The 17,314-nt window shown below is 61.6% G+C and carries 14 protein-coding genes; 4 read left to right on the forward strand and 10 right to left on the reverse strand.

Annotation, left to right across the window (positions count from 1 at the left end; translation table 11 throughout):
* The 6 genes from araG to BMH52_RS09575 all read right to left on the reverse strand — a co-directional run.
* Positions 1-1,337 (reverse strand): L-arabinose ABC transporter ATP-binding protein AraG (araG, locus tag BMH52_RS09550; RefSeq protein ID WP_073843486.1); only part of this gene is annotated, 1,337 nt, incomplete at its 3' end.
* Entirely contained in the window at positions 1,334-2,320 is a 987-nt protein-coding gene (locus BMH52_RS09555; protein ID WP_038449809.1) for a substrate-binding domain-containing protein, read from the reverse strand. The genes BMH52_RS09555 and araG, both read right to left, overlap by 4 nt.
* A 39-nt stretch (positions 2,321-2,359) precedes the next feature.
* Positions 2,360-3,223, reverse strand: coding sequence for an SMP-30/gluconolactonase/LRE family protein (locus BMH52_RS09560; RefSeq protein WP_038449806.1), 864 nt, complete (start codon positions 3,221-3,223; stop codon positions 2,360-2,362).
* 16 nt (positions 3,224-3,239) lie between these two features.
* Positions 3,240-4,820: an aldehyde dehydrogenase (NADP(+)) gene (locus BMH52_RS09565; protein ID WP_014718071.1), complete on the reverse strand. Its 1,581-nt coding sequence runs from the start codon at positions 4,818-4,820 to the stop codon at positions 3,240-3,242.
* A 10-nt stretch (positions 4,821-4,830) separates the two neighbouring features.
* The gene (gene araD1, locus BMH52_RS09570; protein WP_014718070.1) at positions 4,831-5,823 is read right to left on the reverse strand and encodes an AraD1 family protein; all 993 of its coding nucleotides are present in this window, start codon (positions 5,821-5,823) and stop codon (positions 4,831-4,833) included.
* A 16-nt stretch (positions 5,824-5,839) separates the two neighbouring features.
* The gene (locus BMH52_RS09575) at positions 5,840-7,162 is read right to left on the reverse strand and encodes an MFS transporter (protein ID WP_073843488.1); all 1,323 of its coding nucleotides are present in this window, start codon (positions 7,160-7,162) and stop codon (positions 5,840-5,842) included.
* Between the two features lie 191 nt (positions 7,163-7,353).
* Between BMH52_RS09575 and BMH52_RS09580 the strand changes: the two genes are divergently transcribed.
* Both BMH52_RS09580 and BMH52_RS09585 read left to right on the forward strand, forming a co-directional pair.
* Positions 7,354-9,090: an IlvD/Edd family dehydratase gene (locus tag BMH52_RS09580; RefSeq protein ID WP_019817288.1), complete on the forward strand. Its 1,737-nt coding sequence runs from the start codon at positions 7,354-7,356 to the stop codon at positions 9,088-9,090.
* A 48-nt stretch (positions 9,091-9,138) separates the two neighbouring features.
* A complete protein-coding gene (locus BMH52_RS09585; RefSeq protein WP_003190551.1) occupies positions 9,139-9,861 on the forward strand; it encodes a FadR/GntR family transcriptional regulator in 723 nt (240 codons plus the stop codon).
* A gap of 444 nt (positions 9,862-10,305) precedes the next feature.
* On the opposite strand, the gene BMH52_RS09595 is transcribed toward BMH52_RS09585, so the two are convergent.
* Together BMH52_RS09595 and BMH52_RS09600 are read right to left on the reverse strand one after the other, a co-directional pair.
* The gene (locus tag BMH52_RS09595) at positions 10,306-12,435 is read right to left on the reverse strand and encodes a TonB-dependent siderophore receptor (protein ID WP_073843490.1); all 2,130 of its coding nucleotides are present in this window, start codon (positions 12,433-12,435) and stop codon (positions 10,306-10,308) included.
* A gap of 189 nt (positions 12,436-12,624) precedes the next feature.
* Positions 12,625-13,716, reverse strand: a complete 1,092-nt coding sequence (locus BMH52_RS09600; RefSeq protein WP_054895667.1) for an NADH:flavin oxidoreductase/NADH oxidase — start codon at positions 13,714-13,716, stop codon at positions 12,625-12,627.
* Positions 13,717-13,806: 90 nt separating this feature from the next.
* Between BMH52_RS09600 and BMH52_RS09605 the strand changes: the two genes are divergently transcribed.
* On the forward strand, positions 13,807-14,106 hold the full coding sequence (locus BMH52_RS09605; protein ID WP_003190545.1) for a helix-turn-helix transcriptional regulator: 300 nt from the start codon (positions 13,807-13,809) through the stop codon (positions 14,104-14,106).
* Between the two features lie 10 nt (positions 14,107-14,116).
* Here BMH52_RS09605 and BMH52_RS09610 read toward each other — a convergent pair whose 3' ends face one another.
* Both BMH52_RS09610 and BMH52_RS09615 read right to left on the reverse strand, forming a co-directional pair.
* Positions 14,117-15,145 (reverse strand): GGDEF domain-containing protein, encoded by a 1,029-nt coding sequence (locus tag BMH52_RS09610; RefSeq protein ID WP_014718066.1) that lies wholly within the window; start codon positions 15,143-15,145, stop codon positions 14,117-14,119.
* A 2-nt stretch (positions 15,146-15,147) separates the two neighbouring features.
* Positions 15,148-15,999: a hypothetical protein gene (locus BMH52_RS09615; protein ID WP_172832686.1), complete on the reverse strand. Its 852-nt coding sequence runs from the start codon at positions 15,997-15,999 to the stop codon at positions 15,148-15,150.
* 329 nt (positions 16,000-16,328) lie between these two features.
* On the opposite strand from BMH52_RS09615, the gene BMH52_RS09620 reads away from it, so the two are divergent.
* Entirely contained in the window at positions 16,329-17,219 is an 891-nt protein-coding gene (locus BMH52_RS09620; protein ID WP_003190542.1) for a bestrophin family protein, read from the forward strand.
* The last annotated feature ends 95 nt before the right edge of the window (positions 17,220-17,314 follow it).

A 17,314-nucleotide genomic window follows, 5' to 3' on the forward strand; every position in this document is an offset into this window, starting at 1 on the left:
CTGGCCGCCAGGTTATGGATGATCTGGTAGATCTCCGACTTGGCGCCGATGTCGATACCGCGAGTGGGTTCGTCGAGCAGCAACACCTTCATCGGCATCGACAGCCAGCGGCCAAGAATGGCTTTCTGTTGGTTGCCGCCGGACAGGTACAGGATCTTCTGCGCCGCGTTCGGCGTTTTGACCCGCATCGCCTGGATCTGTCGGTCGGCGTTGCCTTTCTCCCAGCCTTCGCGCAACAGCCAGCCAAAGGTGGAATGGGCACCACGGGCGCTGATGTTGATGTTTTCAGCGACGCTGGCCAGCGGGATGATGCCCTCTTTCTTGCGATCCTCCGGACACAGCAATACCCCGGCGGCGATGGCGTCCCGGGGTGAGCGCAGTTGCAGCGCGTGCCCGCACAGTTCCAGGCTGCCGGCACTGGCGCGCTCTAACCCACTGAGCAGGCGAAACAGCTCGGTACGCCCCGCGCCCACCAGCCCGAACAGGCCCAGGATCTCGCCCTTGCGCACCTGGAAACTGATCGGTTCACGCAGGCCAGGACCGAGCAAGCCGTCCACCTTGAGCGCCACCTCGCCCTGCTCTCGCGGGCGGTAATCGTAGATGTCCTGAATATCGCGACCGACCATGCAAGTCACCAACTGGTCGTGGGTCAGCGTGCTCATGTCCTCGAAGGTGCGCACGTAGCGGCCGTCCTTGAACACCGTCACTGCGTCACAGATACGGAACACTTCTTCCATACGGTGCGACACGTAGAGCACCACTTTGCCCTCGTCGCGCAGGCGCGTGATGATGGCCATCAAGCGGTCGATTTCCCGCGCCGATAAACTGCTGGTGGGTTCATCAAAGGCGATCACGCTGGCGCCGCGAGACAGCGCCTTGGCGATTTCCACCAGTTGGCGCTGGCCCAGGGACAGGCGCCCGAGTTTCTCGTCGGGGTCGATTTCATCGGCCAGGCCCTTGAGGCAGGCCAGGGCCTGCTTGCGCAGCAGGCCCCGGTTGACCACGCCAAAGCGCGTGGGCAAATGCCCGAGGAACAGGTTCTCGGCCACGCTCATTTCCGGCACCAGGTGCAGCTCTTGGTGAATCACCGCCACACCGCTGGCGATGCTGTCGGCGGCACACTTGAAGGCCATGGTCTGCGCGCCGATCTGCACCGTGCCGCTGGACGGAATGTAGGCGCCGCCGAGGATTTTCAGCAGCGTCGACTTGCCTGCGCCGTTCTCGCCCATCAACGCGTGCACCTGCCCGGGGTGGGCGGTGAAGCAAATGCCGTCCAGCGCCTTGACCCCGGGAAAGGTCTTGCCGATGCCGTCAAACCGCAGGGCCGCAGCGGTCATTTCCACAGCCCGATCTTGGTCAGTTCCGCCTGGAAGTTTTCACGGGTGATCAGCGTCACTTCGTCCATGGCCGTGTATTTCGGCGGCTCGGTGCCCTGGGTGACCCACTCGTACATCATCTCAGCGGTTTTGTAGCCTTCAATGTGCGGGCTGGGCAGCATTGAGCCGAAGAAGCCGCTGTTGGCTTTCTTCAATTCGCCGATGGCGTCGGTGCCATTGATGCCGATACCGATCACGTTGGCTGCGGCGAAACCGGCACTTTCGGTGGCACGCACGCCGCCGAGCACGGTGTTGTCGTTCATGCCGCCGATGATCAGGTTCTTCGCCCCACTCGGCAGCTTGACCAGGGCCGAGTTGGTGGCGTCCATGCTGCCAGGTACGTCGAGGGTTTTGAGCGCGGCGGTGAGGATGTGGTCCTTGGGAATCCCGGCCTCCTCCAGGGATTTGATCGAGCCGTCGGTGCGTTTCTTGCCGGTGTCGAGTTCGTTGAAGGTATTGATCACCGCGTAGGTATCCTTCCAGTCCCAACCACGTTTTTTCGCTTCGGCGGCCATGGCGGCGCCTTGCTTCTGGCCGACTTCAAACGCGGCCATGCCCAGGTACGGCACGTCTTCCATGAAGTTGCCCTTGGCATCGACAAAGCGGTCATCCACGGCCATCACTTTCAAACCGTTGACCTTGGCCTTGGCGACAATCGCAGGGCCCAGGGACACGTCCGGCGGGCAGATCACGAAGCCTTTGGCGCCGTTGGCGGCCAGGCTGTCGATGGCCGAGAGGGTTTTCTCGCCGTCGGGCACCGCGATCTTGATGAGTTTGAAGCCTTTGTCCTGGGCGGCTTTTTCCGCAAACGCCCACTCCGTCTGGAACCAGGGCTCTTCGGCCTGCTTGACCAGAAAGCCGATCTTCACGTCTTCAGCGGATACGATGCTGCTGAGGCTGCTTAACGCAACAGCGGCAGCCAGAACGCGTAGAACCTTTTTCATGAACGACACCTCTTGTTGTTGTTTTTTTAAGTCTTGGGTTTAACCGGCGAAACGATGGCAAGGCTTGCCAGGAACATCGACTTCAATGGCCAATACCGCACCATCAAGGGGGTGATCCAAGGGACTCGCCGCGCTGGTGATGTACAGCGTGGTGAGCTCGGGCCCACCGAACACGCAACTGGTGGGACGGCTGACCGGCAGTTCGATTATGCGATCCACCTCACCTGAAGGCGTCAGACGCAGCAGGCAACTGCCGTCCCAGCGCGCATTCCAGATGTAGCCGTCGGCGTCCATGGCCGAGCCATCCGGCCCGCCGCGTGTGTGCGGCCCGAACCAGGCCTGGGCGGCGCCGAGTTGGCCGTCAGCCTGGATCGAATGCTGATAGAGCGTGCCGTCCATGCTGTCGCCGAAATGCACCTGGCTGCCCTCCTCGTTCCAGAGCAGGGTGTTGGGAATGCCCAGGCCCGCCAGCAACGGCGTGACCCGCGCATCGGCATCGATGCGAAACAGGCCACCGGAGCGCCGGGTAATCGGCAGGTCTTCGCCCTGCTCGCCGATGTTGTTCTGCATGGTGCCCAACCACAGCCGGCCCTGGGCATCGCAGCGTGCTTCATTGCCGCGGTTGCCCGTTTGCGGGTCGGCTACGCACAGCAGGGTCAAGGCTTCGGTGGCCAGGTCCAGGCGATATACGCCGCTGCTCAAGGTCACCAGCGCATCACCGCTTTGACAGGGGATGAACGCCGAGACGTGCTCAGGCAATTGCCACACCTGCAACTGCCCACCCATCAGACGCAGCGCCTGGCGGGCGGCGATATCCACCCAATACAGGGCCTGGGTCGGTACATCCCAGAACGGCCCTTCGCCCAACCGGGCACGGTGCGGGGTGACTGCGCTCAACGACATGAAGCCTCCTGATCAGTTACAGCGATTCGCGCGATGGCGTGCCATTTACCAGGCGCTGAATACGCAAGGGGTTGGCGTTTTTCAACGCGTCGGGCAGCAGGCTATCAGGGTAGTTCTGGAAGCACACCGGGCGCAGGAAACGGTCGATGGCCAGCGTGCCGACCGAGGTGCCACGGGCGTCGGAAGTCGCCGGGTACGGCCCGCCGTGAACCATGGAATCGCACACCTCCACGCCAGTCGGGTAACCGTTGAGCAGGATGCGCCCGACTTTCTGTTCCAGCAGCGGCGTGAGTTCGGCGAACTGTTGCAGGTCGGCCGGTTCGCCGATGAGCGTGGCGGTCAACTGCCCGTGCAGCCCCTGCAGGGCGGCGCTGAGTTGGGCCTGGTCGGCCACTTCGACGAACACCGTGGTGGGGCCGAACACTTCCTCTTGCAGCACTTCGTCGCCGTCAATCAACAGACGTACATCCGCCTTGAACAGCTGCGGTTGCGCCTGGTTGCCCGATTGCGCGCTGCCCGCCAGATGCTGGATGCCCGGGTGAGAGCGGAGTTTTTCCAGGCCCTTGCCGTAGCTGCCCAGGGTGCCGGCATTCAGCATGGTTTGCGCCGGTTGCTCGCCAATCAATTGCGCGACCTGCTGAGTGAACGCGGTGAACGCAGGCGAAGCGATACCGATCACCAGACCTGGGTTGGTGCAGAACTGGCCGCAGCCTTGCACCACCGAGGCGGTCAGGTCGCGGGCGATGCTCTCGGCGCGGGCGTGCAGCGCCTGGGGCAGCACGATCACCGGGTTGATGCTCGACATTTCGGCAAACACCGGGATCGGTTGCGGGCGCGCCGCGGCCATGTCGCACAGGGCGCGGCCGCCTTTGAGTGAGCCGGTAAAGCCCACCGCCTGGATCGCCGGGTGCTTGACCAGCGCCTCACCGACGCCGCCGCCAAAGATCATATTGAACACGCCGGCCGGCATCTCGGTGGCCTCAGCGGCGCGAATGATCGCATCGGCCACGCGCTCGGCGGTCGCCATGTGGCCGCTGTGGGCCTTGAACACCACCGGGCAACCAGCGGCCAATGCAGCCGCCGTGTCACCGCCGGCGGTGGAGAATGCCAGGGGGAAGTTACTGGCACCAAAGACCGCCACCGGGCCGAGGCCGATGCGGTATTGGCGCAGATCCGGGCGCGGCAGCGGCTGGCGCTCTGGCAGGGCCTTGTCGATACGCGCGCCGTAAAAGTCACCGCGGCGCAGCACGGTGGCGAACAAACGCATCTGGCCGCTGGTGCGCCCGCGTTCGCCTTTGATGCGTGCGGCCGGCAATGCGGTTTCGCGGCAGACCAGTTCGACGAAGTCATCGCCCAAGGCGTCCAGCTCATCGGCCACCGCATCCAGAAACTGCGCACGTCGTGCGGCGCTCAAGGCGCGATAGGCCGGGTACGCCTGGGCCGCGGCCTGGGCGGCGGCGTCCACTTCCTGGGCGGTGGCCTGGTAGAAATCCTGGGGCAAGGCTTCGCCGGTGGTGGCGTCGATGCTTTGCAGCTTGATGCTGCCGTTGGCGCTGCGCTGGCCGCCGATGTAGTTGTGGCCGAGGAACGGGGTCATGTTGATCTCCTTAAAGGGGGGTGACTTGGCCGGGTTCAAATGCCGCATCGCTGCTGCCGATACCGTTGATCAACGGCGCGCCGAATTCAGCCTGGCTGATCTCGAACACATCGCCCGGCTGGGTACGTATACCGTCGGCGAATGACAAGGTGGCGGTGCCGAAGAAGTGAATGTGCACATCACCCGGCTTGAGGAACTGGCTGTATTTGAAGTGGTGGTATTCGAGGTTTTCCAGGCTGTGGCACATATTGGCCTCGCCACTGAGGAATTCGTTCTGCCAGATGACCTCGCCGTTGCGCAGGATGCGGCTGGTGCCCGCCAGATGCTCGGGCAGTTCGCCCACGCGCAGCTCCGGGCCGTAACTGCAACTGCGCAGCTTGGAATGGGCCAGGTACAGGTAATTCTTGCGCTCCATCACATGGTCGGAGAACTCGTTGCCCACCGCAAAACCCAGGCGATAGGGCTTACGGTCATGCCCGATCACATAGAGGCCACCGATTTCTGGTTCTTCGCCGGCATCTTCGGCAAACGGCGGCACCGGGAAGGCCTGGCCCGGGCGCACGACGATGCTGCCATCGCCTTTGTAAAACCACTCCGGTTGCACACCGGCCTGGCCGGCGCCTGGTTTGCCGCCCTCCACGCCCCATTTGAAGATGCGCATGGTGTCGGTCATCGCGCTGTCGTCGCCGGCCTGCTGGTGCATCTTGTCGCGGGCCGAGGCACTGCCCAGGTGGGTGAGGCCGGTGCCGCTGATCAGCATGTGGGCCGGGTCCGGGTGGTCCAGCGGGGGCAGGATTTTGTGGTCCGCCAACAAGGCGGTGTAGTCATGGCTGGCGCCCAGGCCGAGGGCTTGCACCTGTTGCTGCAACTTGCCGCCGGCTTCGATGGCGGCCAGCGCCAGTTCACGCACGCTGTGGGCGCCGCGCACTTCGCGTACCTGGTTGCCTTCTACCACGCCGACGCGGCGCTCACCGTTGCTCAACTCGAACTGAACTAAACGCATGCAGGTTCTCCTGGATTTAAGTGCGTGTGGCGCCACGGGCGCTGGCGGCGAATTGGTCGACGGGCAGCACGTGCTTGCGTTCTAACAAGCGGTAGACCACGAGGGTCAGCAGCAACCCGAACACCATCACACCGGATAAGAAATACAAGCCTGAGGCCAGGTTGCCGGTGTACTCCTTGAGCGCACCGATCACGAACGGGCCGATATAGCCGCCGAGGTTGCCCACCGAGTTGATCAAGGCAATACCGGCCGCCGCACTGGCGCCGGCAAAGAAGCGCCCCGGCAGGGTCCAGAACACGGCGGTGCAGGAAAACATTGCAAACGCCGCCAGGCACAGCGCGGCCATTTGCAGCACTGGCAACGTGAGCCAGGCGCTGCAGAACAGGCCGATGGCGCCCAGCACATAGAGCACGGCGAGATGGCCGTAACGGTCGTTCAAACGGTCGGAACTGCGCGGGATGATCAACAGGCCGATGATGCCGAAGATATAGGGCACGGCGGAGATGAAGCCGGTGGTAAGGTCGCTGCCGCCAAACTGCTTGATCAGGGTCGGCAGCCACAGGCCGAGGCCGTAGATGCTCAGGGTCACCGGCAGGTAGAACAGCGCCAGCAACAACACGCGCTTGTCCTTGAGCGCATGCAAGGGGTTGCCATGGCGTGTCTGGCCGTAGGCTTGCAAGTCTTTGTGCAGCTCGCCGGTGAGCCAGGCTTTTTCTTCCTCGCTCATCCAGTTGACCTTCTGGGGGCCGTCCGGCAGGTAACGCAGCACCGGCCAGGTCAGCAGGATCGCCGGGGTACCGATCACGATAAACAGCCACTGCCAGCCATGCAGGCCGAGAATGCCGTCCATGCCGAGCAGACCGCCGGACACTGGACCTGTGATCATCATTGCAATCGGTTGGGAGAGGATGAACAGCCCGAGGATCTTGCCGCGATGGCGCACCGGGAACCACTGGGTGATGTAGTACAGCACGCCGGGAAAGAACCCCGCCTCCGCCGCGCCCAGCAGAAAACGCATCACATAGAAGCTGTGCGGCCCCTGCACGAACGCCATGCCGATGGTGATGGCGCCCCAGGTGATCATGATGCGCGCAAACCAGCGCCGCGCGCCGAAGCGGTCGAGCATCAGGTTGCTGGGAATCTCGAACAGGAAATAGCCAATGAAGAACAACCCGGCACCGAGGCCATAGGCGGCGTCGCCGATGCCCACGTCAGCGCCCATGTGCAGCTTGGCGAACCCTACGGCGGAACGGTCCACGTAGGCGATCAGGTACAGCAGGATCAGGAAGGGAATCAATTTCAGCGTGATGCGCCGAATAAGCCGCAGTTCCTGGCTCATGGGGTCGATCTCCGATTGTTGTTTTTATAGAAGCTCGGGGGACGCCTCTGACGAAATCCGCCAGGGCCATACCTCAGTTAAGACCGACTATATAGTATGACTATTTGCAAAACAACACTTCCAAAGCGGCGATTTTGCGCTTATGTTTAAGCACGCATAGAACATATAGTCATACAATAAGAGAATCGATCATGCCTGACAAAAAGCCCGGCCTACGCTCTGCCCAGTGGTTCGGTACTGCCGACAAGAACGGCTTCATGTACCGCAGCTGGATGAAGAACCAAGGCATTGCCGACCATCAGTTCCATGGCAAGCCGATCATCGGCATCTGCAACACCTGGTCGGAGCTGACGCCGTGCAACGCGCACTTCCGTCAGATAGCCGAACACGTCAAGCGTGGCGTGATCGAGGCCGGAGGCTTCCCGGTGGAGTTCCCGGTGTTTTCCAATGGCGAATCCAACCTGCGCCCTACCGCCATGCTCACGCGCAACCTGGCGAGCATGGATGTGGAAGAAGCGATTCGCGGCAATCCGATTGACGGTGTGGTGCTGCTGACCGGCTGCGACAAGACCACCCCCGCGCTGCTGATGGGCGCCGCCAGTTGTGATGTGCCGGCCATCGTGGTCACTGGCGGGCCGATGCTCAACGGCAAGCACAAGGGCCAGGACATCGGCTCGGGGACGGTGGTGTGGCAGCTCAGCGAACAGGTCAAGGCCGGCACCATCACCCTGGATGATTTCCTCGCGGCCGAGGGCGGCATGTCGCGTTCGGCGGGCACCTGCAACACCATGGGCACGGCCTCGACCATGGCCTGCATGGCCGAGGCGCTGGGCACTTCCCTGCCCCACAACGCGGCGATTCCGGCCGTGGATGCACGCCGCTATGTATTGGCGCACATGTCGGGCATGCGCGCCGTGGAGATGGTGCGTGAAGACTTGAAGCTGTCGAAGATCCTCACCAAGGAGGCGTTCGAAAACGCTATCCGCGTGAACGCGGCCATCGGCGGCTCGACCAACGCGGTGATTCACCTGAAAGCCATCGCCGGGCGCATCGGCGTCGAACTCGACCTGGATGACTGGACCCGCATCGGCCGCGGTATGCCGACCATCGTCGACCTGCAGCCCTCCGGACGCTTTCTGATGGAAGAGTTCTACTACGCCGGCGGCCTGCCCGCGGTGCTGCGTCGCCTGGGTGAGGCCAATCTGATCCCCCACCCCAACGCCTTGACGGTCAACGGCAAGTCCCTGGGCGAGAACACCCAGGATTCGCCGATCTACGGCCAGGACGAAGTGATCCGCACCCTGGACAACCCGATCCGCGCCGACGGCGGCATCTGCGTGCTGCGTGGCAACCTCGCGCCCCTGGGCGCGGTGCTCAAGCCTTCGGCAGCGAGCCCCGAACTGATGCAACACCGTGGCCGCGCCGTGGTGTTCGAGAACTTCGACATGTACAAGGCACGCATCAACGACCCGGAGCTGGACGTGGATGCCAACTCGATTTTGGTCATGAAAAACTGCGGCCCCAAGGGTTACCCCGGCATGGCCGAAGTCGGCAACATGGGCCTGCCTGCCAAGCTGCTGGCCCAGGGTGTGACGGACATGGTGCGCATTTCCGATGCGCGCATGAGCGGCACCGCCTACGGCACCGTGGTGTTGCACGTGGCCCCGGAAGCCGCTGCCGGCGGGCCGTTGGCAACAGTGAAGGAAGGTGACTGGATCGAACTCGATTGCGCCAATGGCCGCCTGCACCTGGACATTCCAGACGCCGAGCTGGCAGCGCGCATGGCCGACCTGCCCCCAGCACAAAACCTCATCGTCGGCGGCTATCGCCAGCTGTACATCGACCATGTGCTGCAGGCCGACCAAGGCTGTGACTTTGACTTCCTGGTGGGCTGTCGCGGGGCAGAAGTCCCACGGCATTCCCACTAATTGGGATGCTATGATGCGGCGAATCTAAGCCAGAGCCTCCCCGTCGTTATGGATCACCAGCCGCCCAAGCCGCGCAAGAGCCAGCATGCCCAGATCGTTCAGGACCTGGGCATGCACATCGTTTCCGGTCGTTTCAAGCCTGAAGAACGCTTGCCCATGGAAGCTACGCTGTGCGAGGAATACCAGGTCAGCCGCTCGGTATTGCGCGAAGCCACGCGGGTGCTCAGCGCCAAGGGCCTGGTGTATTCCAAGCCACGGGTGGGCGCGGTGGTGCGGCCACGCTTGAAATGGCACCTGCTCGACCCGGACGTGCTGTCCTGGTTGATGCAGTCCACGCCCCACAGCGAGTTCTTCAACACCCTGGCCGGGGTGCGCCGCATCCTCGAACCGGAAATCGCCGCGATGGCCGCGACCACCGCCACCGATGAAGACATCGCCACTATCGAACACGCCTACCAAGGCATGGAAACCGCCAAGACCCACGAGGAGCTGCTACAGGCCGACCTGGACTTCCACCGTGCGATTGCCGACGCCACCCGCAACGACCTGCTCGCCTATATGTGCAACATGCTCTCGCTGCCGTTGCGCGAGTCGATCAACATCACCAACCGCCGTCCGGATATCCAGGGCCTGAGTCTGCCTCGGCACAAAGCGATCCTCACGGCGATCCAGAACCGCGATGCCCTGGGTGCGCGGCATGCGTCGCTGGTGCAACTGGATGACACGCGGGTCGCGCTGGACACGGTGATGAATGTGTTGACGCCGTTGTAACCCCGCGTCATTCCTGACTGTTAACTTTCGCCCAGCTCACGATGCGAAGCGAGCCGCTCGTGCTCTTGCTCTGCTTTTGATCTTGATCTTAGGCGCCCCCCCAAATCACTGGCAAGTGCGCTTACGGTTACTTTTGGCTGGGCCGGCATTCCGGGCTCTTTTCCAAAAGTGACCCGCTGTAAAAGCGGAACCCTGAGCAGCCGTTACCGCAGGAATGGATATGTACTCGGTCTGACACCCTGTGTCGGCTGGCAGGCCGCCATCGCAGGCAAGCCAGCTCCCACAGTTGGAACGCGGGGCGTCAGGTAGAAATGCGTCGGCTGGCAGGCCGTCTTCGCAGGCAAGCCAGCTCCCACAGTTGGAACGCGGGGCGTCAGGTAGATAGGCGCCGTGGCGGGAGCAAGCTCCCTCGCCACAGGCCCTGCGTGGTACCGCAGCTGTTCATCACAGGGTGGAGGCGATGCCCACCTGCACAGTTCGCGGTGCACCGGGGTAAGCGTAGATATTGCCGAACGCGCCCTCTTCATATTCACGGTTGAACAGGTTCTTCACATCCAGGTTCAAGCGCACACGCTCATTGACCTTGTAGTAACCGAGCAGGTCGACCACGGTATAGGCGTCCATGGAGAATGCCGTATTGGCGGTCTGGCCGGCGCGCTGGTCGACGTACTTGCCGCCGGCGCCCAGGCCCAGGCCTTTGAGCGCGCCGTCCTGGAACTCGTAGACGTTGAGCAGGCTGAAGCTGTTGCGCGGGATGTTCATCAAGCGAGTGCCGGAGCGCAGAGTGTTATCACGGGTGACTTCGGCATCTACATAGGCGTAACCGCCGATCACGCGCCATTCGGGCGTGAGGTTGCCTGCAACGTTCAGGTCAAATCCACGACTGCGCACCTGGCCGGCCGCGACATTAAAGGCACTGTCCACCGGATCGGGGGTCAGCACGTTTTTCTTCTCGATCTGATAGATCGCCGCATCCACGCTCAACTGCCGGTCCAGCGCCTCCCACTTGATGCCCATCTCGTAGGACTTGCCCTTCTCCGGCGCAAAACCACCGCCTTCGCGGCTGGCGCCAGTGTTGGGTTTGAACGAACGTGCGGCGTCAGCATAGACCGCGACGGTGTCGGTGAGGTCGTAGATCACACCCACGCGCGGGGTGACGGCGTTATCGGCGGCCTGCCAGCTTTTACCTACATAGTTCTGGTAGTCATGCTCGAAACGCTCGAAGCGGGCACCGGCCAGTACTTTCAGCCGTTCAGTGAGGGCGACCTGGTCCTGTACGAAAGCGGCGTAGGTCTTGAGGTTTTCCTTATCGTGGGTCGGCGTTCGGGTCAGCGCCGGACGGGTTTGACCGTACACCGGATCAAAGATATCGATTGGGTAGGTGCCCGCCGCGGCGCTGGAACGCTGGATAATCGACTTGTAGTCGTAGTCCTCGTACTCGATACCGGTAAGCAAGGTGTGATCGAACCCGCCGGTGGAGAAGTGCCCGGTCAGGTTGAGCTGATAGTCCTTGTCGGTCCATTCCAGCTTGCGGTAGTTGAAGTTGCGTTGCAGGGTCCGGCCATCGGCGCCCAGGCTACCCGGCCCATTGGCCTCAATGGCGTTGCCCTTCAGGCTGCCGTCCAACCATTGAAAACCGCCGCCCAGGGCCCAGTTGTCGCTAAGCACGTGCTCGAAACGCAACTGCGCCATGTTGTTGTCGTTGTGCAGCTTGCCAGCATCCTTGTCGCCCCAGAACGTATCGCGCGAGGGGGTGCCACGCTGGTTGGGGAAACGCGTCAGGCCGCGGTCCAGCGGGTGGTTGTTGCGCATGAAATCGCCTTCGAAGGTCACCTTGGTGTCATCGGTGGCCTGCCAGGTGATCACCGGCGTCACGCCGTAGCGTTCCGTCTCGACGTGATCGCGGAAGGTGTCGCCGCCCTCGCCCACCACGTTCAGGCGATAGGCCAGGCGGCCTTCCTCGTCCAGCGGGCCGGAGGCATCCAGGGTACCGCGCTTCATGCCCTGGTCATTGAGCTGGCTGCCCAGGGTGACGGTGCGTTCGGCCAGCGCCTGCTTGGACACCACGTTGAAGGTGCCACCTGGGTCGCCACGGCCGTAGAGCATGGTCGCGGGGCCGCGCAGCACTTCCAGACGCTCGATGGTGTTGGCGTCCGGCATGTTCGGGTAACCGCGGTTGATCGGGAAACCGTTGCGGTAGAACTCACCGGTGGTGAAGCCGCGCACGGTAAAGGTGGTCAGGCCCTGGCCGCCGAAATTGTTGGCGCGGCCCACGCCGCCCGCGTAATCGAGGGCATCCTGCAGGCGCGTTGCACCGAGGTCTTCGACCACGTCCTTGGACACTACGCTGATGGACTGTGGAGTTTCATGAATGGCGGTGTCGGTGCGCGTCGCACTGGCTGAACGTGTGGCGTGGTAGCCCTGCACGGGGCCTTGGGCCGACTCAAGGTCCGCGGTGGCGGTGACATTGGTCGCTTGCAGCTCGATACTGGCGTTCTCGGCAGGTGCCTGCTCTGCCCACGCGAAGGGGGAAAACGCCTGGAGCACACAGATGGAAATCAGGGTACGACGCATGGGTGTAGAACCTAGTGAATGAGCCAGATGGGACGGCAAACCTGCCAAGAATTCGCGGCGCATCATATATCAGCGGATTCTCGTTTGACATCGATTCTCATTTGTTATTTTTCACCGCGTAGGTCGCGAAAAGCGACAGGCGAAAAAAAGCCACTCAATCGAGTGGCTCATGCAACGCGCAGGCGTACCTCAGCGATAGCGTTCCAGCCAATGCGCGTAAGGCGCCGGCAAGGTCCAGGAGGACTTGTCCACGCCCAGCTCCTTGGCAGCAAAGTAGGCCCAATGCGGGTCGGCCAGATGCGCACGCCCTACCGAAACCAGGTCCAGGTGCCCGGCCTGCAAAGCGCCTTGGGCCAGTTGCGGCGTGCCGAAGCCCCAGGCCGAGGTCACCGGAATACCGGCTTCACGGCGCACTCGCTCGGCAATCGGGCCCATGAAGGCCGGGCCCCATGGGATGTTGGTGTCAGGAATGGTAAAGCCGACGCTGACGCTCAACAGGTCCAGGCCCCCGTCCTTGAAACGGCGCGCCAGTTCAATGGACTCGGTGAGGGTCTGCTCATCACGACCGTCGTATTCGATCACGCCGAACCGGGCGGTGAGCGGCAGGTTTTCCGGCCAGACTTCACGCACCGCAGCCAGGGTTTCGAGGAGGAAGCGGCTGCGGTTGTCGAAGCTGCCACCGTAGGCATCGGTACGCTGGTTGGAATGCTCGGAGAAAAAGCTCTGGCCCAAGTAGCCGTGGGCGAAGTGCAGTTCGATCCATTCAAAACCGGCATCGCGAGCGCGGCGGGCCGCGTCGACGAAGTCCTGCTGCACGCGGGCAATGTCTTCCAGGGTCATGGCACGCGGTACGTTGGGCAAGTTGGCACCAAACGCGATGGCAGAGGGGGCGATGGTTTCCCAGCTACGGGCATCAGAGGCCGGGATGTGGTCATCACCTTCCCAGGGGCGGTTGGCGCTGGCTTTACGGCCGGCGTGGGCGATCTGGATGCCCGGCACCGAACCTGCGGCCTTGATGGCTTTGACCATGGGCACGAATGCCTGGGCGTGGGCGTCGCTCCAGATCCCGGCGCAGCCTGGGGTGATGCGTCCTTCAGGGGCGACCGCGGTGGCCTCGACCACCAGCAGGCCGGCACCGCCACGGGCCATGCCGGCCAGGTGGACGTGGTGCCAGTCGTTGACCATGCCGTCGTCGGCCATGTATTGGCACATCGGGGGGATAGCAATGCGATTGCGCAAGGTCACATCTTTGAGTTTGAACGGTTCGAACAAGGCCGACATTGAGAACTCCAGGAAGGGGTGGGTGATTCGATAGTTCGATGGTAATCGAACTATGGTATTGAACGCTACCCCCCTGTTATGATCCGCCCCATGCGAGCCTTCAAACACCCTACCCCCCAAGAATTGACGCTTGAGCGTGTGCTGTACGCCTTGAGCGACCCCGTGCGCCTGGACATCGTGCGCTACCTGGCCAACGTGCCAGAGGCCACCTGTGGCGAACTCGACGGGGGGCGGCCCAAATCCAGCATGTCCCATCACTTCCGGGTATTGCGCGATGCCGGCCTGGTGCACACGCGCAATGTGGGCACCACCCATATGAACTCGTTGCGCCGTGACGAGCTGGAAAGCCGCTTCCCTGGGTTGCTGGCGAGCGTTCTGTCACAGCACTAGACGGCACGCGTCAGGACAAGACCGCCTGTAGCAATGCGCCGTCCAGATGCACACAGTCCTTGCCATTGCGCTTGGCGCCGTACAGGTTCTTGTCCGCCATCTTGAGTACGGCCGACAACTCGTCGCCTGGCGAAAAACGCGCCATCCCCGCACTGCAGGTGTAATGGTGGGGCGCAGGCACGCTGCTGCGGATCGCCTGCAACAAGTCCAGGGCATAATCACAGGCCACCTCCACATCGTCGCCCTGCAATAACACGCCGAACTCTTCCCCGCCGATCCGTCCGAAGCTGTGGCTGCCCTTGGCGTTTTTCAGGCACAGCGCCATGGCGCGCAGAATCTTGTCCCCCACGTCGTGGCCATACAGGTCGTTTTTTTCCTTGAAACTGTCGATATCCAACATGATGAAGTAGCCGCCTCGCTCCCCACCGAGCAACTTCTCGAAGCTCTGCATAAAGGCGCGCCGGTTGAGGATGGACGTCAGGTAGTCGGTCTCGGCCAAGGCGCGAAACTCGCTTTCCACCAGCAATACCGAACGCAGGTTCTTCAAGTAGGAATAACTCAAGATAAACCCGATGGACACCGACGCCGCGCAGAACAGCAGCAAATACACCTCGGTGCCGGCGTATATATCCGCCTGCATGGGCGGCCACAGGATCAGCCAGATCAATAGCGCATCGGCCAGATAATCCTGGACACTGATAAACAAGATCGCACTGCCCACCACCAGGGTCACCGCCAACGGCAAGCCATAGATACGCAACTCTGCGTGCATATGAATCAGATAAGCGAAGCCGACGGACAACAACACCATATAGGTGACTCCCAGCACTCGCCAGAGCAGAAAGTTCGTGGTGGTGGCATGTACCCGGCAAACAATCAGTAGGCCCACCGTGACGGCCAACATATAAAAATCCAACTTCAGGGCCGCAGGAATCAGGAGCATGCCGACCCAGGCAATAATCCCGACCCATTCGGCTTGGGTCACCGCAGGTGACAACAAACTGCGCATTCTGGGCCGCAACTTCAAGTTAGCAGGCATCCTTACGCTCCCATCTCAATAGCATGCAGGCCCATCGCAAATGAAAAGGCCATGAACCGCTTTACCAGGCTGGCAAAGGGTGGCAGAACTTCCAGCCGGGTTTTGGAGTGGGCTTTGAAATAACCCTTTTCGACCCCCTCCTGCACCATACGGATAATGTGGGTCTTGGACACGGAAAGTTGCTTGGCCAAGGCCAGATAGGAAGACGACCGGAAGGTGGCGCGGTCGTTCTCAGGGGCAAAGGCATCGTTGTAGATCGCCAGCATCAACAGATGGCCGGCATCGCGTTTCACCAGCCAATAACATTCGGGCAGCAAGACATCCACCGTCAACTCGGCCGCGAGAATCATGGCAAAACCTTTGAAATAGAGCGCCAGGAACTCACGGTCATCCAAGTCACGCATCTGCCGGAACACTTCCCTTTCGGGATAGAGCAGCGCCAACGACTCCGTGAGGGCGGTGAGCATCAACCGCGCTTCGCGGCAGGCTTCATCCGAGGGTGCATACACCCTGAAGCGACTGTCTTCGGGGTGCGGCGCAACCTCCATGAAACCCAGGGCCCGGAATAGCAAAAAAATCGATTCCAGGCTGTTTTTCGAACAATATTTGCGCGTTACGCACAAGGCTTTAACTTCTGCCAACAACGGAAGCGGTGTGGAAAAGTATTGGCTCAATAATGCAAACGACACCATCAAGCGGCTGTATTTAAGGGCACTCTTGTAGAAAAACGGTCGTTTCGAATAGGGCACGAGCAGCACGTGATAATGCGCTCTCATGCACGATTCAAAATCCTTATGACGTTCGAGCGCTTGCGCGGTATTACACATAGCCAACTTCAACGAACTGACACGCATGAAAGAGCCCTGATCATCCAACTTGATGCCACTGATCTCAGCTACGAAATCCCTGCAGCCCGGCCCCAAAACAAATCACTTCAAAATTCCTGCCATTAATGGCTTTTTGCCTCGAACGCAATGTACAGCGATTGCCGGACAAGACGTCATCAGTACCAAAGTTGTTCCACCGTCAAATGCCCCGTAGCACACACTTACGCGCAACCTTTGGTTACATTCTCTCCGCCTGGCGGTTAGAGGACTAATCGATTCAGCACACTGCGAACCTTCCTTCCTCGACGGCGTCGTAACAGGGGATTGTTGCCAACCGCCCGCCGCGAGGTTCTCGTTTGAAAGCTGCCCTTCTGAAGAAATACCGCCTGATCATCAAGACCATGGGCTATGTGGGCTGGGCGTTGTTCTGGCTGTTGTTGTGGGATGTGGCGGTGACGGTGGATTTCATGCTGTTTCTCACCGCCAAGATCAATTTGCCGCTGATGCCCCTGACCTTGCTCGGCTCGGCACTGGTGGTGCTGATCAGTTTTCGCAACAGCAGCGCCTATAACCGCTGGTGGGAAGCACGCACGCTGTGGGGTGCGATGGTCAACAACTCGCGCAGTTTTGCCCGGCAAGTGTTGACCCTGCTCGATGACGCCCCCGGTGAGGTGAACCCGGTGAAGTCGACGCTGTTGCGCCGTCACGTGGCTTACGTCAACTGCCTGGCTGCGCACCTCAAGGGCCAGCCGTGCCCGGAGGAAGTGCGAGCCTTTATCCCCGCCGAAGAATTTGCGCGCAACGGCGCCACCAATAACTTCGCCAATGACATCCTCACCGGCTCAGCCTCGTTGCTGGCGCGCGAATACCAGGCCGGGCGCCTGGACAGCATCCGCCTGGCGCGGTTGGAGTCGACCCTGGTGGACCTCTCCAACGCCCAGGGCGGCATGGAGCGGATTGCCAACACGCCACTGCCCTACCCTTACGTGTACTTCCCGCGGCTATTCATTTCGCTGTTCTGCCTGATCGTACCGGTGGGCCTGGTGGAATCCCTCGGTTGGTTCACGCCGCTGGCTTCCACAGTCGTGGGCTTCATGCTGCTGGCCATCGAACGCATCGGCACCGACCTGCAAAGCCCGTTCAATTCCAGCGAACACCAGATCCAGATGGAAAGCATCTGCGAAACCATCGAGAAGAACCTGCAGTCGATGCGCCGCGATGCCCTGGTCGGTGACCCGATCGCCTGATTCCCCCCTGCTCAAGTGCCAACTCCCTCGGCCGATATACCGAGGGTACGCATGGCCTCGCCTCTCACAAAAACGCCTGCGACACGCAGCACTAA

The organism is Pseudomonas sp. BTN1 (assembly GCF_001907715.1).
Taxonomy (GTDB): domain Bacteria; phylum Pseudomonadota; class Gammaproteobacteria; order Pseudomonadales; family Pseudomonadaceae; genus Aquipseudomonas; species Aquipseudomonas paracarnis.

Bases quoted from the DNA above. Each gene is read 5' to 3' on its own strand.
- BMH52_RS09555 (WP_038449809.1), bottom strand. From the start codon at position 2,320: ATGAAAAAGGTTCTACGCGTTCTGGCTGCCGCTGTTGCGTTAAGCAGC.
- BMH52_RS09560 (WP_038449806.1), bottom strand. From the start codon at position 3,223: ATGTCGTTGAGCGCAGTCACCCCGCACCGTGCCCGGTTGGGCGAAGGG.
- BMH52_RS09565 (WP_014718071.1), bottom strand. From the start codon at position 4,820: ATGACCCCGTTCCTCGGCCACAACTACATCGGCGGCCAGCGCAGCGCC.
- araD1 (WP_014718070.1), bottom strand. From the start codon at position 5,823: ATGCGTTTAGTTCAGTTCGAGTTGAGCAACGGTGAGCGCCGCGTCGGC.
- BMH52_RS09575 (WP_073843488.1), bottom strand. From the start codon at position 7,162: ATGAGCCAGGAACTGCGGCTTATTCGGCGCATCACGCTGAAATTGATT.
- BMH52_RS09580 (WP_019817288.1), top strand. From the start codon at position 7,354: ATGCCTGACAAAAAGCCCGGCCTACGCTCTGCCCAGTGGTTCGGTACT.
- BMH52_RS09585 (WP_003190551.1), top strand. From the start codon at position 9,139: ATGGATCACCAGCCGCCCAAGCCGCGCAAGAGCCAGCATGCCCAGATC.
- BMH52_RS09595 (WP_073843490.1), bottom strand. From the start codon at position 12,435: ATGCGTCGTACCCTGATTTCCATCTGTGTGCTCCAGGCGTTTTCCCCC.
- BMH52_RS09600 (WP_054895667.1), bottom strand. From the start codon at position 13,716: ATGTCGGCCTTGTTCGAACCGTTCAAACTCAAAGATGTGACCTTGCGC.
- BMH52_RS09605 (WP_003190545.1), top strand. From the start codon at position 13,807: ATGCGAGCCTTCAAACACCCTACCCCCCAAGAATTGACGCTTGAGCGT.
- BMH52_RS09610 (WP_014718066.1), bottom strand. From the start codon at position 15,145: ATGCCTGCTAACTTGAAGTTGCGGCCCAGAATGCGCAGTTTGTTGTCA.
- BMH52_RS09615 (WP_172832686.1), bottom strand. From the start codon at position 15,999: ATGCGTGTCAGTTCGTTGAAGTTGGCTATGTGTAATACCGCGCAAGCG.